This window comes from Rhodococcus sp. WS1, assembly GCF_003797745.1.
GTDB lineage: Bacteria > Actinomycetota > Actinomycetes > Mycobacteriales > Mycobacteriaceae > Rhodococcus_F > Rhodococcus_F erythropolis.
The window spans coordinates 1,876,126-1,898,985 of sequence record NZ_RKLZ01000001.1 but is presented as its reverse complement, the minus strand read 5'-3'; the positions used below and the strand labels follow the sequence as shown (position 1 = coordinate 1,898,985).

General features: G+C 62.5%; 26 protein-coding genes. 17 read left to right on the top strand and 9 right to left on the bottom strand.

Going from position 1 to position 22,860, the window contains the following annotated elements:
* The first annotated feature begins 193 nt into the window (after positions 1–193).
* From dnaK to EEB12_RS08730, 9 genes are all read left to right on the top strand, one after another.
* Entirely contained in the window at positions 194–2,047 is a 1,854-nt protein-coding gene (gene dnaK / locus EEB12_RS08770; RefSeq protein WP_141487633.1) for a molecular chaperone DnaK, read from the top strand.
* The gene (grpE, locus tag EEB12_RS08765) at positions 2,044–2,640 is read left to right on the top strand and encodes a nucleotide exchange factor GrpE (protein WP_019749385.1); all 597 of its coding nucleotides are present in this window, start codon (positions 2,044–2,046) and stop codon (positions 2,638–2,640) included. The genes dnaK and grpE overlap by 4 nt, the downstream gene beginning before the upstream one ends.
* A 22-nt stretch (positions 2,641–2,662) precedes the next feature.
* Complete coding sequence (gene dnaJ, locus EEB12_RS08760) at positions 2,663–3,835, top strand: molecular chaperone DnaJ (RefSeq protein WP_141487632.1); 1,173 nt, start codon at positions 2,663–2,665, stop codon at positions 3,833–3,835.
* Positions 3,832–4,242, top strand: coding sequence for a heat shock protein transcriptional repressor HspR (locus tag EEB12_RS08755; RefSeq protein ID WP_003944355.1), 411 nt, complete (start codon positions 3,832–3,834; stop codon positions 4,240–4,242). The genes dnaJ and EEB12_RS08755 overlap by 4 nt, the downstream gene beginning before the upstream one ends.
* 334 nt (positions 4,243–4,576) lie before the next feature.
* Positions 4,577–5,791 carry an ABC transporter substrate-binding protein gene (locus EEB12_RS08750; RefSeq protein WP_019749387.1) on the top strand — a complete coding sequence of 405 codons (1,215 nt, stop codon included), beginning with the start codon at positions 4,577–4,579 and terminating at the stop codon, positions 5,789–5,791.
* Positions 5,788–6,645 (top strand): branched-chain amino acid ABC transporter permease, encoded by an 858-nt coding sequence (locus EEB12_RS08745; RefSeq protein ID WP_019749388.1) that lies wholly within the window; start codon positions 5,788–5,790, stop codon positions 6,643–6,645. Before EEB12_RS08750 ends, EEB12_RS08745 begins: the two co-directional genes overlap by 4 nt.
* Position 6,646: 1 nt before the next feature.
* Positions 6,647–8,497 (top strand): ABC transporter permease subunit, encoded by a 1,851-nt coding sequence (locus EEB12_RS08740; protein WP_019749389.1) that lies wholly within the window; start codon positions 6,647–6,649, stop codon positions 8,495–8,497.
* Positions 8,497–9,216, top strand: a complete 720-nt coding sequence (locus EEB12_RS08735; RefSeq protein ID WP_020723665.1) for an ABC transporter ATP-binding protein — start codon at positions 8,497–8,499, stop codon at positions 9,214–9,216. The genes EEB12_RS08740 and EEB12_RS08735 overlap by 1 nt, the downstream gene beginning before the upstream one ends.
* Positions 9,217–9,348: 132 nt before the next feature.
* The gene (locus EEB12_RS08730) at positions 9,349–10,524 is read left to right on the top strand and encodes an NADH:flavin oxidoreductase (protein ID WP_024487410.1); all 1,176 of its coding nucleotides are present in this window, start codon (positions 9,349–9,351) and stop codon (positions 10,522–10,524) included.
* Positions 10,525–10,615: 91 nt separating this feature from the next.
* Here the strand turns inward: EEB12_RS08730 and EEB12_RS08725 are convergent, their stop codons facing one another.
* Positions 10,616–11,077, bottom strand: coding sequence for a hypothetical protein (locus EEB12_RS08725; protein ID WP_019749392.1), 462 nt, complete (start codon positions 11,075–11,077; stop codon positions 10,616–10,618).
* A 176-nt stretch (positions 11,078–11,253) separates the two neighbouring features.
* Between EEB12_RS08725 and EEB12_RS08720 the strand changes: the two genes are divergently transcribed.
* Positions 11,254–11,913 carry a response regulator gene (locus EEB12_RS08720; protein ID WP_019749393.1) on the top strand — a complete coding sequence of 220 codons (660 nt, stop codon included), beginning with the start codon at positions 11,254–11,256 and terminating at the stop codon, positions 11,911–11,913.
* 7 nt (positions 11,914–11,920) lie between these two features.
* On the opposite strand, the gene EEB12_RS08715 is transcribed toward EEB12_RS08720, so the two are convergent.
* The gene (locus EEB12_RS08715; RefSeq protein WP_019749394.1) at positions 11,921–12,361 is read right to left on the bottom strand and encodes a hypothetical protein; all 441 of its coding nucleotides are present in this window, start codon (positions 12,359–12,361) and stop codon (positions 11,921–11,923) included.
* 212 nt (positions 12,362–12,573) lie between these two features.
* Here EEB12_RS08715 and EEB12_RS08710 point away from each other — a divergent pair, with 212 nt between their 5' ends.
* The 4 genes from EEB12_RS08710 to EEB12_RS08695 all read left to right on the top strand — a co-directional run bounded on the left by EEB12_RS08710 (position 12,574) and on the right by EEB12_RS08695 (position 16,213).
* Positions 12,574–14,199 carry a flavin-containing monooxygenase gene (locus tag EEB12_RS08710; protein ID WP_031332015.1) on the top strand — a complete coding sequence of 542 codons (1,626 nt, stop codon included), beginning with the start codon at positions 12,574–12,576 and terminating at the stop codon, positions 14,197–14,199.
* Complete coding sequence (locus EEB12_RS08705; RefSeq protein WP_141487631.1) at positions 14,196–14,993, top strand: mycofactocin-coupled SDR family oxidoreductase; 798 nt, start codon at positions 14,196–14,198, stop codon at positions 14,991–14,993. Before EEB12_RS08710 ends, EEB12_RS08705 begins: the two co-directional genes overlap by 4 nt.
* Before the next feature lie 4 nt (positions 14,994–14,997).
* Positions 14,998–15,828 (top strand): mycofactocin-coupled SDR family oxidoreductase, encoded by an 831-nt coding sequence (locus tag EEB12_RS08700; RefSeq protein WP_030535958.1) that lies wholly within the window; start codon positions 14,998–15,000, stop codon positions 15,826–15,828.
* An 82-nt stretch (positions 15,829–15,910) separates the two neighbouring features.
* Entirely contained in the window at positions 15,911–16,213 is a 303-nt protein-coding gene (locus EEB12_RS08695) for a hypothetical protein (protein WP_060939123.1), read from the top strand.
* Between the two features lies 1 nt (position 16,214).
* Here the strand turns inward: EEB12_RS08695 and EEB12_RS08690 are convergent, their stop codons facing one another.
* The 3 genes from EEB12_RS08690 to EEB12_RS08675 all read right to left on the bottom strand — a co-directional run bounded on the left by EEB12_RS08690 (position 16,215) and on the right by EEB12_RS08675 (position 19,104).
* Complete coding sequence (locus EEB12_RS08690; protein WP_141487630.1) at positions 16,215–17,657, bottom strand: FAD-dependent oxidoreductase; 1,443 nt, start codon at positions 17,655–17,657, stop codon at positions 16,215–16,217.
* A gap of 404 nt (positions 17,658–18,061) precedes the next feature.
* Entirely contained in the window at positions 18,062–18,673 is a 612-nt protein-coding gene (locus EEB12_RS08680) for an AAA family ATPase (RefSeq protein WP_141487629.1), read from the bottom strand.
* Positions 18,670–19,104 (bottom strand): nucleotidyltransferase domain-containing protein, encoded by a 435-nt coding sequence (locus EEB12_RS08675; protein WP_141487628.1) that lies wholly within the window; start codon positions 19,102–19,104, stop codon positions 18,670–18,672. Before EEB12_RS08675 ends, EEB12_RS08680 begins: the two co-directional genes overlap by 4 nt.
* 92 nt (positions 19,105–19,196) lie before the next feature.
* Here EEB12_RS08675 and EEB12_RS08670 point away from each other — a divergent pair, with 92 nt between their 5' ends.
* Positions 19,197–19,397, top strand: a complete 201-nt coding sequence (locus EEB12_RS08670) for a hypothetical protein (RefSeq protein ID WP_020968788.1) — start codon at positions 19,197–19,199, stop codon at positions 19,395–19,397.
* A complete protein-coding gene (locus EEB12_RS08665) occupies positions 19,394–19,879 on the top strand; it encodes a flavodoxin family protein (RefSeq protein WP_020906614.1) in 486 nt (161 codons plus the stop codon). Before EEB12_RS08670 ends, EEB12_RS08665 begins: the two co-directional genes overlap by 4 nt.
* On the opposite strand, the gene EEB12_RS08660 is transcribed toward EEB12_RS08665, so the two are convergent.
* From EEB12_RS08660 to EEB12_RS08650, 3 genes are all read right to left on the bottom strand, one after another.
* Positions 19,852–20,097, bottom strand: coding sequence for a hypothetical protein (locus EEB12_RS08660; RefSeq protein WP_020906615.1), 246 nt, complete (start codon positions 20,095–20,097; stop codon positions 19,852–19,854). The two genes, EEB12_RS08665 and EEB12_RS08660, sit on opposite strands and share 28 nt — an antisense overlap.
* Positions 20,097–20,483: a nuclear transport factor 2 family protein gene (locus EEB12_RS08655; protein ID WP_020906616.1), complete on the bottom strand. Its 387-nt coding sequence runs from the start codon at positions 20,481–20,483 to the stop codon at positions 20,097–20,099. Before EEB12_RS08655 ends, EEB12_RS08660 begins: the two co-directional genes overlap by 1 nt.
* Positions 20,484–20,598: 115 nt before the next feature.
* Positions 20,599–21,099 carry a flavin reductase family protein gene (locus EEB12_RS08650; protein ID WP_020906617.1) on the bottom strand — a complete coding sequence of 167 codons (501 nt, stop codon included), beginning with the start codon at positions 21,097–21,099 and terminating at the stop codon, positions 20,599–20,601.
* 239 nt (positions 21,100–21,338) lie between these two features.
* Between EEB12_RS08650 and EEB12_RS08645 the strand changes: the two genes are divergently transcribed.
* Positions 21,339–22,040: a PadR family transcriptional regulator gene (locus EEB12_RS08645; RefSeq protein WP_020968789.1), complete on the top strand. Its 702-nt coding sequence runs from the start codon at positions 21,339–21,341 to the stop codon at positions 22,038–22,040.
* Position 22,041: 1 nt separating this feature from the next.
* Here the strand turns inward: EEB12_RS08645 and EEB12_RS08640 are convergent, their stop codons facing one another.
* Positions 22,042–22,824: an IclR family transcriptional regulator gene (locus tag EEB12_RS08640; protein ID WP_020968790.1), complete on the bottom strand. Its 783-nt coding sequence runs from the start codon at positions 22,822–22,824 to the stop codon at positions 22,042–22,044.
* Positions 22,825–22,860: the final 36 nt, after the last annotated feature.

The following is a 22,860-nucleotide window of genomic DNA, read 5'->3' as shown; positions in this document are numbered from 1 at the left end:
TGGGAACAAATCTACGTGGGCTGTAGTTGACCATTTCGACAAGCTTGAGCGCCCTCGGCTCAACTTCAAGTTGACTCCCGGCCACGGTCGGAGGCAAACTTGAGCGGAGGACGCTCACCAAGCGCAAAACTCGCGGTCATGTTCGAGATCAACCACTCGGGCAGAGAACCGCAGAACGAAAGGTAGGAACACTATGGCTCGTGCAGTCGGTATCGATCTCGGTACGACCAACTCGGTAGTTGCAGTGCTGGAGGGCGGCGAGCCCGTAGTGGTCGCCAACGCCGAAGGCTCACGTACCACCCCCTCGGTGGTCGCATTTGCCAAGAACGGCGAGGTTCTCGTCGGTCAGCCCGCGAAGAACCAGGCAGTCACGAACGTCGACCGCACCCTCCGCTCCGTCAAGCGCCACATCGGCACTGACTGGAACGTGGAAATCGACGGCAAGAAGTACACGCCGCAGGAAATCAGCGCCCGCACGCTCATGAAGCTCAAGCGTGACGCGGAGGCTTACCTCGGCGAAGACATCACCGACGCCGTCATCACCGTCCCCGCATACTTCGAGGACGCACAGCGTCAGGCAACCAAGGAAGCCGGCCAGATCGCCGGCCTCAACGTCCTTCGTATCGTCAACGAGCCCACCGCGGCTGCACTGGCATACGGACTGGACAAGGGTGACACCGAGCAGACCATTCTGGTCTTCGACCTCGGTGGCGGCACCTTCGACGTCTCCCTGCTCGAAATCGGCGACGGCGTCGTCGAGGTTCGCGCAACCTCCGGTGACAACCACCTCGGTGGCGACGACTGGGACGAGCGCGTCGTCGCTTGGCTGGTCGACAAGTTCAAGGCTCAGAACGGCATCGATCTGACCAAGGACAAGATGGCCCTGCAGCGTCTGCGTGAGGCTGCGGAGAAGGCGAAGATCGAGCTCTCCAGCTCGCAGAGCACCTCCATCAACCTCCCGTACATCACGGTCGACGCGGACAAGAACCCGCTCTTCCTGGACGAGCAGCTCTCCCGCAGCGAGTTCCAGAAGATCACCTCGGACCTGCTCGATCGCACCCGTGCGCCGTTCCAGGCAGTGATCAAGGACAGCGGAATCGCCGTCAAGGACATCGACCATGTCGTGCTCGTCGGTGGCTCCACCCGTATGCCGGCAGTCTCCGATCTGGTTCGTGAACTGACCGGTGGCCGTGAGCCCAACAAGGGTGTCAACCCGGACGAGGTCGTCGCAGTCGGCGCCGCACTCCAGGCCGGCGTGCTCAAAGGCGAGGTCAAGGACGTTCTGCTCCTCGACGTCACGCCGCTTTCCCTCGGTATCGAAACCAAGGGTGGCGTGATGACCAAGCTCATCGAGCGCAACACCACCATCCCCACGAAGCGTTCCGAGACCTTCACCACCGCTGACGACAATCAGCCTTCGGTGCAGATCCAGGTCTTCCAGGGTGAGCGCGAAATCGCTTCGCACAACAAGCTGCTCGGCTCCTTCGAGCTCACCGATCTGCCGCCCGCCCCGCGTGGCGTTCCGCAGATCGAGGTCACCTTCGACATCGACGCCAACGGCATCGTGCACGTGACGGCGAAGGACAAGGGCACCGGCAAGGAAAACACGATCAAGATCCAGGACGGCTCCGGTCTGTCCAAGGAAGAGATCGAGCGCATGGTCAAGGACGCCGAGGCTCACGCCGAGGAAGACAAGGCACGTCGCGAAGAGGCAGAGGTCCGCAACCAGGCCGAGTCGCTGGTCCACCAGACGGAGAAGTTCGTCAAGGAGCAGCGTGAAGGTGAGAACGCGGGCAAGGTCTCCGAGGAGATCCTGACCAAGGTCGAGGCAGCGGTCAAGGACGTCAACGACGCCCTGACAGGCACCGACATCGCTGCAGTGAAGACCGCAGTGGAGAAGCTGGGCACCGAGTCGCAGGCTCTGGGCCAGGCCATCTACGAGGCTTCCGCTGCAAACGAGGCCGGAAACACCGACGGCGCAGGCAATGACGACGACGTCGTCGACGCCGAGGTTGTCGACGAGCCCACCGACTCGGACAAGAAGTGACCTCGGACAACTCCGAGAACAACCCGGTCGACCCCGAGACCGGTGCACAGGGAGAGGCGGCGGGGGAATCCCTGCCGCCGCTCGACTCGGAAGACACAGGGGTAGTTCAGGAAGCAGAGTCGATCGTGGAGGAAGCATCCGCCACCGATCAGCTCGCCGAACGAACTGCGGATCTGCAGCGACTTCAGGCGGAGTTCACCAACTACCGTCGTCGCGTCGAGCGTGACAAGCAGGTCATCAAGGAAACCGCGCGCGCTTCGGTCATCACCGAACTCATCGGAATCCTCGACGACCTGGATCGCGCTCGGGCACACGGTGACCTCGAATCAGGTCCACTGCGTGCACTCGCGGACAAGCTCAACACGACCCTGACGGGTCTGGGTTTGACCGACTTCGGTAACGAGGGCGACGATTTCGATCCCGCACTCCACGAAGCGGTGCAGCATGAAGGCGAAGGCCACGACCCCGTACTCGGGACGGTCATGCGCAAGGGTTACAAGCTCGGCGACCGGGTCCTTCGGACCGCAATGGTGGCCGTGACGGACCGGGTAGGCGACAAGCCTGCAGACGGTTCAGAACAAGAAGCGAAGTAAGAGTGAGAGGAGGAGACGCCCAGTGAGTCAACGGGAGTGGATCGAGAAGGACTTCTACAAGGAGCTGGGCGTCTCGTCCACCGCGACGGCCGACGAAATCAAGAAGGCGTATCGCAAGCTGGCCCGGGATCTTCATCCCGACGCCAACCCTGACGATGCGAAGGCCGAAGAGCGTTTTAAGTCCGTCAGTGAAGCTCATGCCGTTCTGTCTGATCCGGACAAGCGCAAGGAGTACGACGAGGCCAGGCGTCTCTTTGCCAGCGGAGGCTTCGGTCCCCGTGCGCAAGGTGGCGGTGGATTCAACCCCGGCGCTGGTGGTTTCGACATGAACGACCTGTTCGGCGGCGGTGCCGGCGGGCAGGACTCGGGTCTCGGAGACATCTTCGGCGGATTGTTCAATCGCGGGGGAGCGGGCCAGCGCACCGCTGCGCCCAACCGCCCGCGTCGAGGCAAGGACCTCGAGACCGAGACGACGCTCGCCTTCCGCGAAGCGGCGCTCGGTGTCACCGTCCCACTTCGTCTGACCAGCCCGACGTCGTGCACCACGTGTCACGGCAGCGGCGCAAAGCCGGGCACCAGCCCGCGAGTGTGCCCGCATTGCAACGGAACCGGCGTGGTCAGCCGCAACCAGGGCGCATTCGGATTCAGTGAGCCGTGTGACGACTGCCGGGGAACCGGCTCGATCATCGACTCGCCTTGCGAGGACTGCCACGGTAGCGGCGTCACCAACCGGACACGGACCATCACGGTTCGCGTGCCGGCAGGCGTGAGCGACGGTCAGAAAATCAGACTCAAGGGCAAGGGCGAAGCGGGTCTCCGCGGAGCTCCGGCGGGTGACCTGTTCGTCAACATCCGCGTCAAGCCGGACAATGTCTTCGGCCGTAACGGCGACGATCTGACGCTGACGGTTCCGGTGAGCTACGGCGAACTGGTGCTCGGGACGACACTGTCCGTGCCGACCCTGGACGGCCGTGTCGGAGTGAAGGTTCCGGCCGGAACGGTGGACGGACGCATTCTGCGAGTTCGCGGACGCGGCATCCCCAAGCGTCCCGAGGGGGCAGGCGACCTTCTGGTCACCGTCAAGGTATCCGTCCCGCAGAAGTTGGACGACCCGGCGATCGAAGCGCTGAAGACCTATCTCGAAGCCGAGAAGGCGAGCGGGTTCGATCCACGGGCCGGGTGGGCCGGTGCATGATGACCGAACGACCGCAGAATCAATGGGATGCGACGGTCGATCCTGACGCCCAGATCTTCGTGATCTCGGTGGCAGCCGAGTTGGCCGGAATGCATGCGCAGACCTTGCGTAACTACGATCGACTCGGTTTGGTCACCCCTCACCGAACCACTGGTGGCGGACGACGCTACTCCCCGCGTGATGTTGCGCTTCTGCGTGAAGTGCAACGGCTTTCGCAGGACGAGGGCGTCAACCTCGCCGGAATCAAACGGATCATCGAACTGACCAACCAGGTCGAGGCTCTGCAGCATCGCGTCCGCGAACTGGCCGAGGAAATCGCGAAAGTCCATGCGGGCTATCGCCGGGACCTCGTTCCGATTCCACGCAACAATGCGTTGGTGGTTTGGAAGCCACGAAACCAGCGATAGTTCAGACCTTTACGCAAACGGCTCCACGCCCTGCTCGGATTCACCTCATCGAATCCCGCAGGGCGTGGGGCCGTTTTGGCGTTTCCACCCAGCGGGAATCGGTCTGTCGAGGCCGCCCGAATATGCATAGCGTCCGCTTCCATGACTCCTCTTTTGTGCGTTTGACGTTATCCAGATCACATTCTATGCTCCAACCCAAGCAACTGCTTGCTAGATCATCAAGCGGGTGCTTGGTTGGCTGGTGCTCGAAATCAGGCGTTCCCACCGGCCGATCCTTCTTTCGTCAGGTATTCGCCTGACGTTCGGTGCATACATGTGTTCTAGGAGTGCAGACATGAATCGTCGGCCCATTCTTGTTGCGGCAGTTGCCGTGACGGCTCTGGCTCTCGCGGGGTGTAGTGGTTCTTCGGAGTCCGAAGGTGGCGCGGATTCGCCGTACCGCGTCCTGCTGACCGGCGGGATCAGTGCGCAGGGTGTTCTCGCGGCGAACTCGCAGACTTCCCTGCTGGCCACGAAGGCCGGCGTTCAGGTCCAGAACGAGGCCGGGGGCATCGGCGGCCGTCAGATCGAGCTCACCACTGTCGATGACGCGGGTGATGCAACCATCGCCGTCACCAAGCTGCGCGAAGCCATCAACTCGGGGAACAAGCCTGACCTCTACCTCAACTCGGGTCCTTCGTCGATCGCGGCTGCGGTTCTCCCGATCCTCAAGCAGAACAACATCCTCTCGCTGAGCATGGCGCCTTCTCCCGATTCCACGGACCCCTCGAAGTTCCCGCTGAACTTCGACCTGGCTCCGGGCGCGACCGACACCGCTCGCGGCATCTCCGAGTATGCAAAGACCAAGGGCTACAGCAGCGTCGGAGTCCTGCACGGTAGTACCGCTTACGGTGAACTCTTCGGCGAGGAGATGACCGGTGCGCTCGAGAAGGTCGGTCTGAAGGCTGCCGGCAACGAAGAGTACGACGCCGCTGCTCTGGACATGACGGCGCAGTTGCAGTCCCTCAAGAATGCCGGTGCAACGGCAATCGCGTTGGACGCGTACGGCGCCCCGCTCGGATACGTGTTGCAGAGCCTGGAGCGACTCGGCTGGGACGTGCCGTTGATCGGCAACACGTCGGTCTCTGCCACTAACCTCATCGCCAATGATCCGCCCGCCGGTGTGCTCGGCACCCCGCAGGTGAAGAACCTGGTGACGCAGGTGTTCACCAGCACGGTGTTCGATCCGAACAACGCGCTCGTCAACACGATGGTGGACACGATGGCGTCGCTGGGCTCGATCCCGTCGACGCTGATCCTCGCGGACAACTACGACGCATTCCCCCTCGTCGCGGCAGCAGCGGAGAAGGTCGGCAGTTCGACCGATCCGAAGAAACTCGCCGAAGCACTGGAAACCGCAGAGGTTCAGGAGAATGCCAAGACCGCATTCCTCTCGCGCTACAACTTCAGCTCTGACAACCACGGCCCGAACCCGGATACCAGTGAGCTGAAGTTCATCAGCCCGACGAAGATCCTCAACGGTCAGTTCGGAAACCCGGCTGCGTCATGACCATTCTGTGGTCCGGATTGGCGCTCGGCGCGGTCTACGTGCTGGTTGCCATCGGGTACAACATCGTTTTCGTTTCCTCCAACACGTTCAACTTCGCTCAAGCTCAGCTGATGATGGTGGGCACTTTCGTCGCCTACACGGGTCTCGTGACCCTGAAACTTCCCGTTCTCGTGGTGGCCGTCATGGCAACCGTGACCGTGATGCTCCTCGCCTCGGTCGAGGAGATCGTCGCGATCAGACCGGTGGCCGATCACCAGAACCAGCTGGTCACCACGCTTGGCGTTGCCACTCTGCTCAATGGTGCAACTCAATTGATTTGGGGTAGTGAACCTCTCACGGTTCCGTTCTTCGGATCGAACGAACCGATCACCCTACTCGGCGGCCGTACCTACCCGGTAGAGATCGCTCTGCTTGTTGCGGCTATTGCACTGGTCATCGGGTTGAGTTACGTCTCGAAGAAGACCATGACGGGTCTGGCTCTGATCGGCATCTCCGAGGATCGTGAAGCGGCGATGCTGCGAGGAGTCAATGTACGACGGTTGGCGCTGGGTGCGTTTGCCTTCTCGGGTGCATTGGCCGGTGTCCTCGGACTCCTTGTCGGCCCCAAGACGTTTGCAGTTGCGACGTTGGGTGCCGCGCTGGCCCTCAAGGGATTCGTGGCGTTGGCGATCGGCGGGTTCGGCTCTCTGCCAGGCGCTTTGATCGGCGGCCTGACCGTCGGCCTGGTGGAATCGTTCACCGCCCTGTGGGCGGGAAGTCAGTACAGCAATATCGCCGTCTTCACGGTGCTGATCATCATCTTGATGGTCAAACCTGCCGGCTTGTTCGGCAACGTCCGAGAACGGGTGGTGTGAAATGGTAAGCGCGTGGCGGACTTTCCGTTCCCTTCCGAGTTGGATCATCCCGCTGGTCCTGGCGGTAGTGATCTTGCTGCTGCCCGTGATGGGGCTCGACCTGTCGACATCACGGCAGATTCAATTGGCCTGCATCCTGGCACTTGTGGTCAGCGGCCTGAACCTGAGCCTCGGCTTTGCCGGTGAACTGGCGCTCGGCCAGGCCGCGATGTACGCGGCGGGTGCATACACCGCGGGTCTGATGTCCCAGGCCGGTCACACCGACATCCTGGTCCAGCTCGCTGCGGCCGGTGCCGTGGCATTGGGCGTCGGCATCTTGACCGGCGTTCCCGGTCTGCGACTGGGCAACTGGTCCCTGGCGATGACGTCGTTCTTCCTGGTGCTGCTCGTGCCGGACGTACTGGCGATCTTCGGCGGCAAGACCGGCGGCCGAAACGGCCTCACCGGTATGGAGCCGCCGACGCTCTTCGGCTCCGAACTCGACACCCAGCAGTACTACATGGTGGTTGTCGTGGTGACCGTCCTCTGGTTCGCGGTGATGCGCAACCTGGTGGTCTCGCGCCACGGCATCGCGTTCCGCACGCTCAAGCAGTCGCCGGTGCTGGCGTCGTCGCAGGGTGTGTCGGTGTTCCGGATGAAACTGCTCGGCTATGCGATCGGTGCCTTCCCGGCCGGTCTGGCGGGTGCGTTGTTCGCCAATACCGACCTGTTCATCTCGCCGGAAGCCTTCGGGTTCACCTTTGCGACAGCGGTTCTGGCGGCATCCATCCTGGGCGGTGCGGCAAGTGTGTACGGCGCCGTAGTCGGTGCCGCGATCATGCAGCTCGGTCCCAACCAGTCGACGGCATTTCAGGAATACTCGCTGATCTTCTACGGAGGCTTCCTGATCATCGGCGGTGTGCTGCTCTCCGGTGGGCTGACCAAGGTCGGGCGAGCGATCGTCTCGAAACTCGATCGCAGGGCCGGCCTGGGCGTAGTCACCGCAAAGGAGAACAGCGGCGGAACACCGGAACTGGCGCCGATCAACGGCGCACGGTTGGTGGTCGACGGAGTGTCCAAGGCATTCGGTGGCAACCAGGCTCTCAATGCGGCAACCCTGACCGCAGAGGCAGGTAAGGTCACCGCGTTGATCGGGCCAAACGGTTCGGGTAAGACGACCATGCTCAACATGATCTGCGGGTTCTACACCGCGGACGCCGGCGTGATCACAATCGGTGACACGGTGGTCTCGCAGTCGTCGCCGCACAAGGTGGCGCGCGTGGGTGTGGCGCGCACGTTCCAAACTCCGACGATTCCGGAGAACATCACGGTTCTGGAAGCTGTTGCATCCGGACGTTATTCGGTGCACCGCGCGTCGATGGCGTCGGCTGTGCTTCGCCTGCCCAGCTTCCGCAGGATCGCGAAGGCCGACATCGTCGAGGCCGAGCGTGTTCTCGAGCTCGTGGGGATGTCGCACCTGCGCAACGAGATCGCGACGTCGCTGCCCCTGGGGATGCGTCGCATGCTCGAAGTTGCTCGCGCCGTCATCGCCGAGCCGAGGGTCGTACTCTTCGACGAGGTTGCGTCCGGACTCGACGAGGACGAACTCGAACGCCTGGCGGACCTGATCCGGGTACTGCGTGATGCCGGGGCCACAGTGGTGTTGGTGGAGCACAACTTCCGCCTCGTGCTCTCGCTGGCCGACGAGATCGTGGTGCTGGCGCAGGGGCAGGTGATCGCCACCGGCGATGCGGCGACGATCGAACATCACCCGCGCGTGTTGAGCGAATACCTCGGAGTCAAGTCCGGTGATGAGGATGCGCTGCTCGAAGAAATCGGCGCGGTAGACCATCAGACCAGCGAGGTGAAGTGATGGAACCGATTCTGAAGGTCCGTAACCTGCAGACCGGGTACGGCGATCTGCGCGTCGTCTGGGATGTCTCGTTCGACGTCTATCCCGGTCAGGTGACAGCCCTGCTCGGGCGCAACGGTGCAGGCAAGACGAGCACGCTCCGTGCTCTGTCCGGCCTCAACAAGGTGGCCTCTGGAACCGTCGAAATGGACGGTGCCGACATCACCGGAGTTCCCGCGCACAAGCGGGTGCGGCAGGGTATGGCGTACGTGCAGGAGGGTAAGCGGGTCTTTCACAAGCAGACCGTCGAGCAGAACCTTCTGCTGGGCGGGTACACCCGCAAGGCAAAGCGCGGCGAGCTGATGGAATCCGTCGAGTCCATGTACGAGATGTTCCCGATCCTGGGGGAGAAGCGTGCGCTTCCCGCCGGTTCCATGTCGGGCGGTCAGCAGCAGATGCTCGCGATCGGCGCAGCGCTGATGGCGCAGCCGCGGTTGCTCCTTCTCGACGAACCGTCGGGCGGGCTGGCTCCGGTGATCGTCGGTGAGGTGATGGACCGCGTCCAGCAGCTCAAGGAAACCGGCCTGGCTGTTCTGCTGGTGGAGCAGGCAGTGGAGGCCGCGATGAGCGTCGCCGATCACGTGACGGTCCTCGACATCGGCAAGGTGGTCCTCGATGCCGACGCCAAGGACATCGACGACCTGGCAGTGCTCAAGGACGCGTACTTCGGACGCATCTGATCTGCACCGATGTCACTTCAGCCCGGCCACCTCGGCCGGGCTGAAGTTGTTTTCCCGCTCCGTGGCACGGGGGCTGGCCAGCTCTGGACCATCGATCTACCGTCCAGCAAACAACCCCTGTGAGAGGCAAACTTGATGACTGCTCCCGACGTGCTCGCCCCGGCAAAGCTGGGCCCGGTGACCTTGCGAAATCGAATCATCAAGTCCGCGACATTCGAAGGCAAAACTCCCGACGCCCTGGTCACCGACGAGCTGATCGAGTTCCATCGCCGCCCGGCAGCCGGCGGAGTCGGGATGTCCACCGTCGCGTATTGCGCCGTCGCACCGGAAGGGCGCACCGAATACGGCCAGCTGTGGATGCGGCCCGATGCCCTCCCCGGACTGCGACGACTCACCGATGCCATTCACGCCGAAGGGGCAGCAGCATCGGCGCAGCTCGGGCACGCCGGCCCCGTCGCGAATCAGAAGTCGACCGGACTGCCTGCGCTGGCACCGTCGAGTTCGTTCAATCCGTTGAGCATGAGGATGATTCGCACTGCCACCACAGCGGACATCACCAGAATTGCGGCGGCGCACGGGAGCGCTGCGCGACTTGCCGTCGAAGCAGGATTCGACGCCGTCGAGATCCACTTCGGTCACAACTATTTCGCGAGCTCGTTCCTGAGTCCGAAACTCAACCGTCGTAAGGACTCCTACGGCGGATCGCTCGAGAACCGGGCTCGCGTCGTACTCGAAACTGCGCGCAGTGTGCGCGACGCCGTCGGTGACAAGATCGCGATCTTGGCCAAGCTGAACATGGATGACGGTGTGCCAGGTGGATTCTGGGTGGACGAAGCAATCCAGGTGGCGCAGTGGCTCGAGGCATCCGGAAGTGTCGATGCGCTCGAGTTGACGATGGGTAGCTCACTGCTCAACCCGATGTACCTGTTCAAGGGCGATGCGCCGATCCGCGAGTTTGCCGCCGCGATGCCGCAACCTGTTCGACTCGGCGTGCAGTTGGTGGGCAAGAGCATGTTGCATGCCTATCCGTACAAGCCGCTGTTCATGCTGGAAGAGGCTCGGCAGATCCGTGCTGCGGTGAAGTTGCCGCTCGTGCTGCTCGGCGGTGTCACGGACAAAGCGGGCATGGATACCGCAATGGCGGAAGGGTTCGAGTTCGTCGCCATGGCACGGGCACTGCTCAGAGAACCGGATCTGATCAATCGGATCGCAGCCGAATCCGATACCCAATCACTGTGCATCCACTGCAACAAGTGCATGCCTACGATCTTCAGTGGTGCCCGCTGCGTGTTGGTCGAACGCGTCTGAGTTGGTCAGCGCACACCACGTCCCGACATCCATGCGGATACCGGGTCGTGGGCCGTAGCGGATCAAGTTCGTGGTTGCTTCAACGCTCGGTTCAGTTCTGCGTGAAGACGTCGTAGGAGGCGTTCATCGTGGGGTAGCCGGTGGCCATGTAGTCGGTGAGGATGACGTGCGTCGGGTCACCGATGATGCGGGTCCCGTCGAGGGTGGGGTTGCCGGCGTAGTTGTTGGCCGCCATGACGGTCTGGACTCCGTCGGCCACGTTGTAGGTGACGTCGACACCGATGCCGCGCGGATCGCTGCTGTAGGCGGTGACGATTTCGGTCGTGTGCGGAGCCAGGTAGGAGCGGGGGCCGTTGATCCACTGTCCGTAGGGGTTGGACGCGCTGTCCAGCAGCATCGGGTTGTCGGTGTTGTTGGTGATGGTCATGGCAACCGTCGGGCCGTCGGTCGGCATGGTGCCGGCGTTGGCGACCGCCGCGGTTCCCAGTGCGGTTCCGCCGAGAGCGAGGGCGATCGCGGTGACTGCTACGAAGCGAGTGGTGTTGGTACGCATGATGTCTGCTCCTGGGCTGGTGTGTGGTTGCCGTTCTCGGCGATGAATCAATCTTGTCGCGAATCAGGGCTGCTGTATGTCCGCCGACGGGGCCGTGGCGGGGTTGAATCGCGTGTCCCCCGATCGGGGGAGGCGCAAGTGCTCGCATTGCTGGTACGGGCGTGAGAAAGTGAGCAATGCGAGAAGGCACGAAGCCGGTGGTCGGCAAGGTTTCCGTGGTGGTCGGCGACGATCACCCGTTGTTTCGTGAGGGCGTGGTTCGGGCCCTGACCGGCAGTGACCGCATCGACGTTCTGGGCGAGGCCGACGACGGCGCAGCTGCGCTCGCAATGATTCGGGAATTACGCCCGAAGGTGGCGCTGATCGATTTCCGGATGCCGCACCTGGACGGGACCCAGGTGGCAGCAGCAGTGGTTCGAGACGAGTTGCCGACCAGGGTGCTCCTGCTCAGTGCTCACGACGAATCGTCCGTCGTGTATCAGGCTCTGCAGGCGGGTGCTGCCGGATTCCTGCCGAAGGAATCCACCCGGGCCGAGATCGTGAGCGCCGTGCTCGACTGCGCCGCGGGCCGAGATGTGTTGCCGCCCAGCATCGCTGCCGGACTGGTGGGGGAGGTGCGTCGCCGTAGCGAGCCGTCCGGCCCGACTCTCAGCGCCCGTGAGCGTGAAGTTCTCGGATTGATCGCACAGGGCGCCAGTATCCCCACCATCGCCTCCCAGCTCTTTCTTGCGCCTTCGACCGTCAAAACCCACGTGCAGCGCCTCTACGAGAAACTCGGAGTCAACGATCGAGGTGCCGCCGTCGCCGCCGCGATGCGGCAGGGTCTGTTGGAGTGAACGGGAGTCACCGCAGTACGTACGTGACGTTCATGGCCGGGTAACCCGAGGTCATCGTCACCGTGACGTCGTGGCCGTCGGGGGCGTACGTTCCGCCGGCATCTGCCCTGGTCTTCGAGTTGGTGGCGCTGAAGACAAACACTCCACCGTCGTCGGAGCGGTACGTCAGCACGACGGGAAAGTCGTTCTGATTCTTGCTCGTGGCGACCACGTTGACGTTCATGTTCGGCAGGATGTAGTCGGCCGGCGGGACGATCCAGTCACCGTTCGGATTGGATGCGTCGACCAGATACAGGGCCCCGAAGCCCGAATTGCTGATCATCGCCGTCGTGACGGAAGTGTCGGTTATCGACTTCACCGCGTTCGCCCCGGCGGCGCGGGCGACCAGAGCTGCCATGCTGAGGCCGGAGAAGGAAATTGCTTCGGGTCGAATTGTGTTGGTAGCCATGATGTTTCTCCTCGATTTGTCGGTCTCGGTGACCGTGTGTTTCGGTGATGAGACAACTATGGCCCCGAAATCCCTTCGGGTCTGTCCACCTACGGGTCCGAGTGCTGGATGACATCGGTGTCCCCCGATCGGCGGACAAACCCGTCCGGGCCCGCCCACCCAGCGGGAGAACCCGTTCCTCTACCAACCAGTCCACTCGTAGCGTGACCACCATGACCGATCCTGACTTCTCCACCGCACCACTCGACGTCGTAGTCATCGGCGCCGGCGTCGCTGGCATGTACGCCATGCACCGACTTCGCGAGCAGGGGCTGCGTGTCCACGGCTTCGAGGCGGGCTCCGGAGTGGGCGGCACGTGGTATTTCAACCGCTACCCCGGCGCACGCTGTGACGTCGAGAGTTTCGACTACTCCTACTCGTTCTCCGAAGAGCTGCAACAGGATTGGGACTGGAGCGAGAAGTACGCCGCGCAACCGGAGATCCTCTCGTACCTCGATCACGTGGCTGATCGCTTCGACCTACGCACTGGCTTCACCTTCGACACACGCGTTCTGAGCGCACAGTTCGACGAGGGTACTGCCACGTGGCGAGTACAGACCGACGGCGGTCACGACGTCACCTCACGCTTCGTCGTGTGCGCTACCGGTAGCCTCTCGACCGCAAACGTTCCGAACATTGCGGGCCGTGAGACCTTCGGTGGCGAGGTGTTCCACACCGGTTTCTGGCCGCACGAGGGCGTCGACTTCACCGGCAAACGAGTCGGCGTGATCGGCACCGGATCCTCGGGCATCCAATCCATTCCGCTGATCGCCGAGCAGGCCGATCATCTCTACGTTTTCCAGCGGTCCGCGAATTACAGTGTGCCGGCAGGAAACACGCCTCTCGATGACAAGCGCCGCGCCGAGATCAAGGCCGGCTACGCAGAGCGTCGAGCGCTGTCCAAGCGCAGTGGCGGTGGATCGCCGTTCGTTTCAGATCCTCGCAGCGCCCTCGAGGTCTCGGAGGCCGAGAGAATCGCGGCATACGAGGAGCGGTGGAAGCTCGGCGGTGTCCTGTTCGCCAAGACCTTCGCAGACCAGACGAGCAACATCGAGGCCAACGGGACAGCGGCAGCGTTTGCCGAACGCAAGATTCGCTCGGAAGTCCAGGATCAGGCGATCGCCGACCTGCTCATTCCGAACGACCACCCCATCGGAACCAAGCGGATTGTCACGGACACGAACTACTACCAGAGCTACAACCGTGACAACGTCAGCCTGGTAGATCTCAAGTCCGCACCGATCGAGGCGATCGACGAGGCTGGAATCAAGACGGCCGATGCGCACTACGAACTGGATGCGCTGGTGTTTGCCACCGGGTTCGACGCGATGACGGGAGCGCTCGATCGCATCGACATCCGCGGCCGCAATGGCGAGACGTTGCGCGAGAACTGGCATGCGGGTCCAAGGACGTATCTAGGCCTCGGAGTACACGGGTTCCCCAACCTGTTCATCGTCACCGGGCCGGGTAGCCCGAGTGTGCTGTCCAACATGATTCTCGCTGCCGAGCAGCACGTGGACTGGATCGCGGGCGCGATCAACCACCTCGATTCGGCGGGCATCGACACCATCGAACCGAGTGCCGAAGCCGTGGACAACTGGCTCGACGAATGCTCACGCCGGGCGTCGGCGACGCTGTTTCCATCCGCGAACTCCTGGTACATGGGAGCCAACATTCCGGGAAAGCCGAGGATATTCATGCCATTCATCGGAGGATTCGGTGTCTACTCCGACATCTGTGCAGACGTGGCAGCAGCGGGATACCGAGGCTTCGAACTGAACAGTGCGGTGCACGCATGAGTCGCCTCGAGGGTCTTCGTGTACTGGTGACAGGTGCGGCCGGCGGGATGGGCCGCTCACACTGCGAGCGTCTCGCCGACGAAGGCGCGTCCGTGATCGCGTTGGATGTCGTGCAGGCAAAGTCCGAGCTGGAGGAGACCGCCCAGGCGGTACGCGAGCGTGGAGGCGTGGCGGTCACCGGCGTCGCGGACATTCGTGACTTCGAAGATCTCGCCGCAGTAGTCGCCGATTGTGTCGCCGGACTCGGCGGGTTGGACGTCGTGGTCGCGAATGCAGGCGTGTACGACACGCCGGGACCGTCGTGGACCGTCGATCCTGCAGTGTGGAACCGCTCGCTCGACGTCAATCTGACCGGGGCGTGGCACACCGTCAAGGCCTGTGTTCCGCACTTCGGCGACGGTGGATCCGTCGTTCTGGTCAGCTCGACAGCGGGAATCAAAGGTATTGCCGGAGCGAGTCATTACAGCGCCGCCAAGCACGCCGTGGTGGGCCTGGCCAGAACGCTGGCCAACGAGTTGGGCGCGGAGGGTATTCGCGTCAACTCCGTGCATCCGGGTTCGGTACGTACCCCGATGATCATCAACGAGCGAGTGTTCGCGAACCTGTGCCCGGACATCGAGAATCCCACGGAAGCAGACGCCGCTGCAGTACTGAGCGCACGCAACCTGCTGCCTGTTCCCTGGGTCGATCCGGTGGATGTCAGCAATGCCGTCCTGTTTCTCGCATCCGCGGAGTCCCGCTACATGACCGGCTGTCAGTTGGTGGTCGACGCCGGCCTGACCCAGAAAGTGTGAATTGATGACTTCTCGATTGGAAGGCAAGATCGCGCTGATCACGGGTGCGGCACGAGGAATCGGCAGGGCTCAGGCCGTGCGATTCGCCGAAGAGGGTGCGGACATCATCGCGATCGACGTGTGCGCGTCGGTGGAAACGACAGTCACCCCGCCCGCGTCGGAATCCGATCTCGCCGAGACGGTAGCCCAGATCGAGGCACTGGGGCGAAAGGTCGAATCTGCGGTAGTGGACGTTCGGGATCTCGAGGCACTACGCAGCGCGGTGGACTCGGGGGTCGAAGCGCTCGGCGGACTCGACATCGTGTGCGCTACAGCTGGTATCACGTCTTCCGACGGGGCTCTGACGATGTCGGAAACGATGTGGCAGACCATGCTGGACGTGAACCTGACCGGGGTGTGGCACACCACGACGGTTGCGGCGCCGCACTTGATCGCGCGAGGTGGGGGATCGATGACACTCACCAGTTCCATCGCCGGACTGCGGGGGCTGGTCGGAGTTGCGCACTACACCGCAGCCAAGCATGGAGTCGTTGGTCTGATGCGTTCGCTGGCAAAGGAATTGGCGCCGCACAACGTGCGGGTCAACACCGTTCATCCCACCAACGTCGACACTCCGATGATTCAGAACCCGTTGGTGCGCGGCAAGTTCCGCCCCGATCTCGAGAACCCGACGCGGGAGGAATTCGCTGCGGCGGCGATGACGATGAACATGCTTGCCATTCCGTGGATCGAACCGGTGGACGTAGCGAATGCGGCACTGTTCCTGTCCTCCGACGAGGCCCGTTACATCACGTCGGTCGCCCTGCCGGTGGATGCGGGGAGTTCGTCCCGCTGAAGTTTGGAATAGCTGAGGTTTGTCGCGCTGGGTTCCGCCACGGTGTGTAGCGTCGGTTTCACCTAACCGAAAGGCGCACACCGTGGCGGAACGACGCTATCTGGAAGTCACCGTCGGGACCAACGTCGTCATGGTCCTCGACCACCGCACGGTGGAGGTCTTCGACCGCACCGCCGCGAGCACGAGCGAAGTGGCTCGCTGGCATGTCGAACACATTGCAGTGAAGGCGAAACCGTCGAAATCGGGATTGAAGCTCACCATTGGAAACCGGCTCGCCGACGACTCCATCGCGGTAGCGGGTCCACGGGCATCGCTCACCGTTCCGCCGGAGAATGAAGCCGCCGTCGTCGCGTTCTTCGACGAGGTCAAGGCCGCTCGGATGTGACTCAGTCGCCCGCTGTCGCGCGCGCGGCAGCATGGGCGCCGGCAACACGACCGAACGCGAAGGCGTCGGCAATATGGAATCCACCGTCCTTCGCCGCGCTGTAGGTGGAACTCACTGCGCCCGCCGCATACAGCCCCGGAATCGGGCTACCGGCGGTGTCGAGGACGCGGGAATGACCGTCGCGGCGCGGCCCACCGCTACTCCATCCCAGCAGTGGCGGCCCGGAGACGGCGTAGAACGGAGCGGTTGCCACCGGGGCCAAAGTTTCCGGGTTGCGGCCGAAGGAATGGTCTACGCCGTCCGCGCACGCCTCGTTGTAGCGGTGCACGCTCGTTTCCACGACGGTGGGGTCCAAGCCGAGCTTCCCGGCGAGTTCGGCAAGCGTGTCCGCTTTGACGATCCAACCCTTGTCGATCTCGGCTTGATTGTCCGAACTCCACTCGTACCCTTCGTCGAGGACCATGTGTCCGACGGGCAGTACGTCGCGACCGGGGCTCAGCTGCCCGGCCAACCTCATCGTCTCGTCGAACACAATGTTCATCGGTTGCACCGGAAAGTGTTGGTAGGAACCCTCTCTGAACACATGACCGTGCCGCATTTCGGCTGACTCGTCGGTGAAGCGTCGACCTTCCCGGCTGAGGAACACATAGTTGTGCGCGTTCCACAGTGCGAGGAAGAATCCAGTCGGATTTTCGAGGTCGCCGGGGATTCCCGTAATGGTCATCATGTTGTTCATGTGCCACAGATCCGCGCCCACTGCCTGTGCCATCCGGTGGCCGTCGCCTGTTGCCGAAGGTGAGCCCCAGATCTTCGGATTCTCCAGGCGTAGGTAATCGCGCACCATGGCCGGATTTGCTTCGAAACCTCCGGTGGCAAGGATGACACCTCGGCGCGCATGGATCTGCGAAGTTTGTTCACCCGAACGGATCTCGACTCCGGTCACCGCTCCGGATTCATCCGTCAAGAGTCTGGTGGCCTCGGTGTCGAAAAGGGTTGTGATGTCGCGTTCAGCGAGGGCGGAAACGAGGAAGCGGTAGAGAAGTTCATTGCCCATCTTCCCTTCGATGGTATCCATCCCCGCGTAACAAGAACTTCCGTCGAGTTCGCCGTACTCCGCCGTGGAATGGAAATCGCCGGTCATCGCTACAGTTGCACCCAGACTGCGGAGCCAGTCGGACAGTCCTTGCGTATTCTCTGCCCAGGCGTCGATGACGTCGTCGGCAACGGTGAACGATCCGTTCAACGAACGCAGGAAGGTGCGGGCGGCAGCAGGGTCCTGGTTGACGAACCATCCACTGCCGGACAGTCGAGTGTTGCCACCCGCGGCATCGCGTCCACTCTTCTCCAGAATCACCACCGACGCGCCGTCAGCGTGTGCTTGGAGTGCTGCGGCGGATCCGGCAGCGCCCGATCCGATGACAATGACATCGACGTTGTTGTCCATGTCACAAAGCTATGGTCGGACGGTGGCGCCTCATACGTGCCTTCCCGGTGAGCGAGAGAAGGCCTGTTCCGGACAGTCGCCTGAGGATCAGTGGGTGCACATCAAGTACTCAGCTGTTGGACCTCGACTTGAATAGCTGGACCGCACTGAGTGTTGCGACAATCGGCCAACACACAACGGCGATCCATACACTGGTTGAACGCTCGCCTTGAACGAGATCGTAAATTGCGAGGGCAGTCAGCAGAATCCCGATCCCGAATGCGATCCAGTTCAGAGTTCTGATGCGGGAGGCAGTTGGTGACGTCATTGAGAAAACCTACTCGACTTCTCGCGACCGTTCGGGAGAATTCCCAGGCCGGGAGGGATGGCGGAATACGAGTATCGCTCGCGATCTCGACGCGATATCAGGAGTGGATGCGCGGCATGCCCGGGTCGGAGTTGTCGATGACGCAGTCGGCTCGGGTCCAGGGTTTTGCAGCGGCGAAGTAAAGCCGTTGCCCGCCCACATATCTGTTCATCGAAGGATGATCCGGATCCGCGTTCGTTCCGTCGCGAAGGTTCATGCGCCGCGCGGTCTCCTCGAAGGGCGCATCGAGGAAGATCGAATAGTCCCATCGTTCGGCGAGTTCGTCTCGATGCAGGAAGAGTCCTTCGACAAGGACTATCGCTCCATCGGCTGCATGCAGGTACGGGTCGCTGTCCCGCCGTTGTCGGTACCTTCTGCTCCCGCCCCGTCCCAACGGATCGAGAACATGTCGTTCGAGCGCGTCGTAGTCGTAGCTGTCGAGCCAGAAGCCTTCCGGCGATTGCCGACCTCTGCGATGACGAATCTCCGGCGGATTGAGGAAGTCGTCGACGTGAATGACGATGACGGGGCGTGCATTCAGCTGCGCTGTAAGGCTTTTAGCGAAGGTTGTCTTGCCGCTCCCATCGACACCGTCGATCGAGACGAGAGGCGAGCCGCGCAACGCGGATATTTCGGCGGCTAAGGTTTCGAAGACCGACGCGGTGCTCATCGATCAATTCCTACAGCACTCGCAGCGACACGAAGAGGCCCAGTGTCGTACAGGATTCGGTGACCGTCTTCGAGAACACGTCGAGTACCCGCGTCGAGCGGAACGTCCGCCCAGCTCTCGCTCGCGAAATTCAGCTCGACGAGGAGGCCGGACCGTAGGCGGAAGCGTCGTTCTCGAACTGGCCCCCAGTTTGCGACTCCGATGAATCGCGCGTCGGGGCGGAGCCGCACGAACCAGTCTTCATTTGCGAGCGCGTTCGCGTCGTCGGCCAGGATCATCAGATCAAGATCACTCGCCATACGCTCCGCGCCGCGCGCGTAGGACCCGACCAGCGCTAGAGCCTTGACTCCGTCGTGTTCATCGGCCCATTGTTCGACGTCGACGAGCAAAGCGTTGACCGCGCGCCTACGTCCTTTCAATCGTGCTGACATACCGGCATCATTCCCCACCGTCACGGCTGTCCGTAGCTTCGCTGGTACCTCTATCCTGGAACTGTCAGTGATGAACCAGGGGAGGGATGCGTATGTCCAAGGAAGTATCGGCAGGTCTGGCTGTTGGTGCGATGGTCCTTGTTGCAGGCTTGATCTGGACTGGGCTTCCGCTCGACGCATATTCGGTTGTCGCCGTGATTTTTGCAATCTGCGGGGGATTCATCACCTGGATCTACCTGCGCGAGAACGTAGATGGCGTCCCACACACAGCGACGAAAGAAGGCAGTCGATGAAGGCAATCATCGTGTGTACCTCTGTCTCCCATGGCAATACGAAGCGTATCGCCGACGTCATCGGAGAAGTTCTCGATGCTCGCGTGGTCGAGCCCGGTGACATCGACGCCGCGCAGCTCGCCGACTACGACCTCGTGGGCTTCGGCTCCGGCATCTACCTACGCTCGTACCACGAAGACCTACGCTCGTTCATCGAGGCACTCCCCGAAGAACGGCGATCCAAGGCTTTTGTCTTCGCCACCAGTGGTTTTCCCGACAAGGGGATTCATCGCTTCTCGCGTCCACTGGTTCAGCTGCTCGAGCAGAAGGGCTTCGATGTGGTCGCAGCCTTCTCGTCCCGCGCGTGGGATACGTATTTTCCGTTCAAGCCGTTCGGAGGTATCCGGAAGGGGCGGCCGAACGCCGACGACTTGGAATCGGCGCGCACGTTCGCCGAAGTCCTACGCGGTAGCGTTCAGGACAGCTTGCCCGGCACCGGGTAGCTGCGCAGGCTCATCTCCAGCTCACCGGCATCGGCAAGGTCGTTGATCGTCTGACGCAGAGCGCCACACGTCCGCTGAGCGTTGGCTCGACCGTTCTCACGCCCCAGTTCCGGGCACACCACTTGCGACTCTTCGAGCCATTGAACGCTGGTGTGCGCTTCGCTGTATTTCTCGACCAGAACGCGGTTTCCGCAGTTCCGACAGCTGACCTGACGCATCAGCGTGCAATCAGATCGGCCGGTGACCAGAACGCGCGCATGCTCGTGATCTTGGCGTCCGCGTCGAAAGTCATGACGTCGATCGGTTCGACCTCGTAGACCTGATCGCCCACCGGTGTGACGACGCGGAAGTGGAAGGCCGCGCTGGATCCGCTCACCCGCAAGGTGAGAAGCTCCGTCTCTTGCGAACCGCCCTCGAGAGCGCCGTAGAACTCGGTGATCGCCGCTTTGCCGACACGGGGTTCGCTGCCGACCGGGTCTTCGAGTGTCGCGTTCTCGGCGTAGAGGGCGGCGATGTCCGCTGACGATCCGCGAGCCACGGCGTCGAGGTAGGTGGTAACCGTCGCCGTGATCGCGGCCGTGGTGTCTGGTTCGAGAGTGGTCATCGAGTTAGTCCGATCAGTCGAGAAGTTCAGGGTCTGACAACTACTTCGGACGCTATCGGTGCCGTCTCGATTCGGCGTCGCAATCTCCCACGCAGCGGGACGGCCCGCAAGAAATTCAGGCGTCGAAGCGTCCGAAGCCGCCGCGGTAGAACAGAAGCGGACCATCGTGGCGCAGCACGTTCAGATCGGTGATTCGTGCGACGACGATGGTGTGATCACCGGCGTCGTGCTCCTGCTCGACGGTGGCCTCGATGCGAGCGAGTGCGCCGCTGAGCGCCGGAGCACCGTTGCCGGCCGCGTCCCACTCGACGCCGAGGAACTTGTCGGTCCCGCCGCGAGCGAACGCCGAACACATGTCCTGCTGATCGTGGGCGAGAACATTGATGCAGAGAGTTCCGGATTCGCGAAGCTTCGGCCAACTTGTCGACGTCTTCGCCGGGCAGAACGAAAGCAAGGGGGGATCGAGCGATACCGAGACCAGAGACTGGCAGGTGAAGCCGAGGGGTGAGTCTCCATCGTGAGCGGTGATGACGGTGACGCCAGTGCAGAAATTGCTCATCACGTTGCGAAGTGTGCGTCCGTCCAGAACTGGCGGCTCGGCGTTTTCCACGGTCATGTCGTCTCCTTGTTCAAATCTCTGTTCAAAACTCTGCAAACAGCTTCAGAAGCAACGATGTGTGGCGCCGCGGTCGTAATCCAGCGGCAGTCCCACTCAATGGCAGCAATGGCTTCTCGCCACGTGTTCGGACCGACCGAGTGTCAGGTGGAGGGGTCTCGGGCAAATTTGATCCCGCTCAGCGGTCCGTTCGGATTCTACGAAACCAGCAAATCACCAGTGATTGTTAGACTTCGGGCATGTCCGAACCTGATGACGTGTCCCGAGGACTTCCCGCTACCAGCTGGGCAGTGCTCGGGATGCTGACGTTCGGGGAGGAACTGACCGGAAACGATTTGAAGAAGTGGGCCGACTGGAGTGTCGGCTTCTTCTACTGGAGCCCGTCCATCAGCCAGGTCTACGCAGAGCTGAAGAAGCTCGAAAGCATCGGATTCGTGGAGTCCCGGGTCGTCTCCGAGCCCGGGGTGCGGGGCAAGCGCCTCTACTCGATCACCCAATCAGGAACCGACGCAGTCCGGACGTGGTCACGGGAGGCGCCGGTGGAAGTCCCGGTGCTCAAGCACGGCGTCATGTTGCGTCTGTGGATGGGACACCTCAACGAACCCGAGCGACTGAAGGCACTGGTCGAAGCCCATATCGCCAACGTCGAAGAGCAAATTCGACGCGCGAAACTTCACGCAGATCATGCCGAGAACGAGCCGGCCTGGTCGTTCCCGGTCATGACACTGCGCTGGTCGGAACGGTACTTCCGAGCCGAGATCGACCTTGCTCGCGAACTACTCGAAGACATCGATCGTGCATCCGCCGAGTTCGCGAACGTCGCCGAGCACGACCGACTGGGATCGCCGTTGCCCTCGACGCCCGGCAGATGGAAGAACGTCGAGGAATACGTGTTGGCACTCGAGCAAGCCGGGCTCACCGGCAACGGCTCGAATATCTGAGTCAGGCCCCGGCTGCGGTCGGCATGTTGCGCAACAGGTGACGACGCTGCAACGTCGGAGTGACGCTCAGCGATCCGCCGTCGATGCCGCGCCAAATGGCAGCGGCCGCCATCCGAACCGGCGCTGCGCTGACGTGGTCGAGTCGGAGAGCCTTCGACGGCGCGCAGATGGATACCGCGGCAACAGCGCGGCCGATGGGGCCGATCGGTGCCGCGAGACAGCTGAATCCCGGTAGGCCGTTTCCGGTTTCGAATGCCACCCCTGATTCGCGAATCCTGGCGAGGTGGGGCAGTGCGTAGCCCGAGGACTTCGGCGAACCGAATGCAAGCAGTGCCTGACCGATCGCGGTGGTCTCGGCCCGGCGTCGACCACCCACACGCGTCGGCACCGCGGCAGCGAGGCGTCCGCCGATCTTCTCCATGTAGACCACATCGGGCCCGTCGAGGATGCCGAGGTGAACCACGAAGCCGGTAACGCGGTAGAGCTCGTGGAGGAGCGGCATGGCTGCAGCGTGGAGGCGGTCTTGATGAACCGCGAGCGATCCCAGTTCGACGAGGCGCATACCGAGTTCGTAGTCGCGGCCGTCGCGGCGCAGCCAACGCATCGAGACGAGACGTTCGAGCATGCGGTGGGCAGACGAGCGTGGCAGGCCCGTGCTCCGAACGACCTGAGCGAGCGTCAACCTGCCGGGACCGTCGAAGGCGTCGAGAACCAGCGAGACGCGATCGAGAATTGCTGTCGGGGCCGAATCGGCGCCTAAAGCATCCACAGCCTGCAGTGTCATCGTGTACCTCACTTCTCTTAGAGCTCCACAACCAGT

Excerpts from the sequence above, each read along its gene's own strand:
- dnaK (WP_141487633.1), top strand. The coding sequence starts at position 194 with ATGGCTCGTGCAGTCGGTATCGATCTCGGTACGACCAACTCGGTAGTT.
- EEB12_RS08755 (WP_003944355.1), top strand. The coding sequence starts at position 3,832 with ATGATGACCGAACGACCGCAGAATCAATGGGATGCGACGGTCGATCCT.
- EEB12_RS08750 (WP_019749387.1), top strand. The coding sequence starts at position 4,577 with ATGAATCGTCGGCCCATTCTTGTTGCGGCAGTTGCCGTGACGGCTCTG.
- EEB12_RS08745 (WP_019749388.1), top strand. The coding sequence starts at position 5,788 with ATGACCATTCTGTGGTCCGGATTGGCGCTCGGCGCGGTCTACGTGCTG.
- EEB12_RS08740 (WP_019749389.1), top strand. The coding sequence starts at position 6,647 with ATGGTAAGCGCGTGGCGGACTTTCCGTTCCCTTCCGAGTTGGATCATC.
- EEB12_RS08735 (WP_020723665.1), top strand. The coding sequence starts at position 8,497 with ATGGAACCGATTCTGAAGGTCCGTAACCTGCAGACCGGGTACGGCGAT.
- EEB12_RS08725 (WP_019749392.1), bottom strand. The coding sequence starts at position 11,077 with ATGCGTACCAACACCACTCGCTTCGTAGCAGTCACCGCGATCGCCCTC.
- EEB12_RS08720 (WP_019749393.1), top strand. The coding sequence starts at position 11,254 with ATGCGAGAAGGCACGAAGCCGGTGGTCGGCAAGGTTTCCGTGGTGGTC.
- EEB12_RS08715 (WP_019749394.1), bottom strand. The coding sequence starts at position 12,361 with ATGGCTACCAACACAATTCGACCCGAAGCAATTTCCTTCTCCGGCCTC.
- EEB12_RS08710 (WP_031332015.1), top strand. The coding sequence starts at position 12,574 with ATGACCGATCCTGACTTCTCCACCGCACCACTCGACGTCGTAGTCATC.
- EEB12_RS08705 (WP_141487631.1), top strand. The coding sequence starts at position 14,196 with ATGAGTCGCCTCGAGGGTCTTCGTGTACTGGTGACAGGTGCGGCCGGC.
- EEB12_RS08700 (WP_030535958.1), top strand. The coding sequence starts at position 14,998 with ATGACTTCTCGATTGGAAGGCAAGATCGCGCTGATCACGGGTGCGGCA.
- EEB12_RS08690 (WP_141487630.1), bottom strand. The coding sequence starts at position 17,657 with ATGGACAACAACGTCGATGTCATTGTCATCGGATCGGGCGCTGCCGGA.
- EEB12_RS08680 (WP_141487629.1), bottom strand. The coding sequence starts at position 18,673 with ATGAGCACCGCGTCGGTCTTCGAAACCTTAGCCGCCGAAATATCCGCG.
- EEB12_RS08675 (WP_141487628.1), bottom strand. The coding sequence starts at position 19,104 with ATGTCAGCACGATTGAAAGGACGTAGGCGCGCGGTCAACGCTTTGCTC.
- EEB12_RS08670 (WP_020968788.1), top strand. The coding sequence starts at position 19,197 with ATGTCCAAGGAAGTATCGGCAGGTCTGGCTGTTGGTGCGATGGTCCTT.
- EEB12_RS08665 (WP_020906614.1), top strand. The coding sequence starts at position 19,394 with ATGAAGGCAATCATCGTGTGTACCTCTGTCTCCCATGGCAATACGAAG.
- EEB12_RS08660 (WP_020906615.1), bottom strand. The coding sequence starts at position 20,097 with ATGCGTCAGGTCAGCTGTCGGAACTGCGGAAACCGCGTTCTGGTCGAG.
- EEB12_RS08655 (WP_020906616.1), bottom strand. The coding sequence starts at position 20,483 with ATGACCACTCTCGAACCAGACACCACGGCCGCGATCACGGCGACGGTT.
- EEB12_RS08650 (WP_020906617.1), bottom strand. The coding sequence starts at position 21,099 with ATGACCGTGGAAAACGCCGAGCCGCCAGTTCTGGACGGACGCACACTT.
- EEB12_RS08645 (WP_020968789.1), top strand. The coding sequence starts at position 21,339 with ATGTCCGAACCTGATGACGTGTCCCGAGGACTTCCCGCTACCAGCTGG.
- EEB12_RS08640 (WP_020968790.1), bottom strand. The coding sequence starts at position 22,824 with ATGACACTGCAGGCTGTGGATGCTTTAGGCGCCGATTCGGCCCCGACA.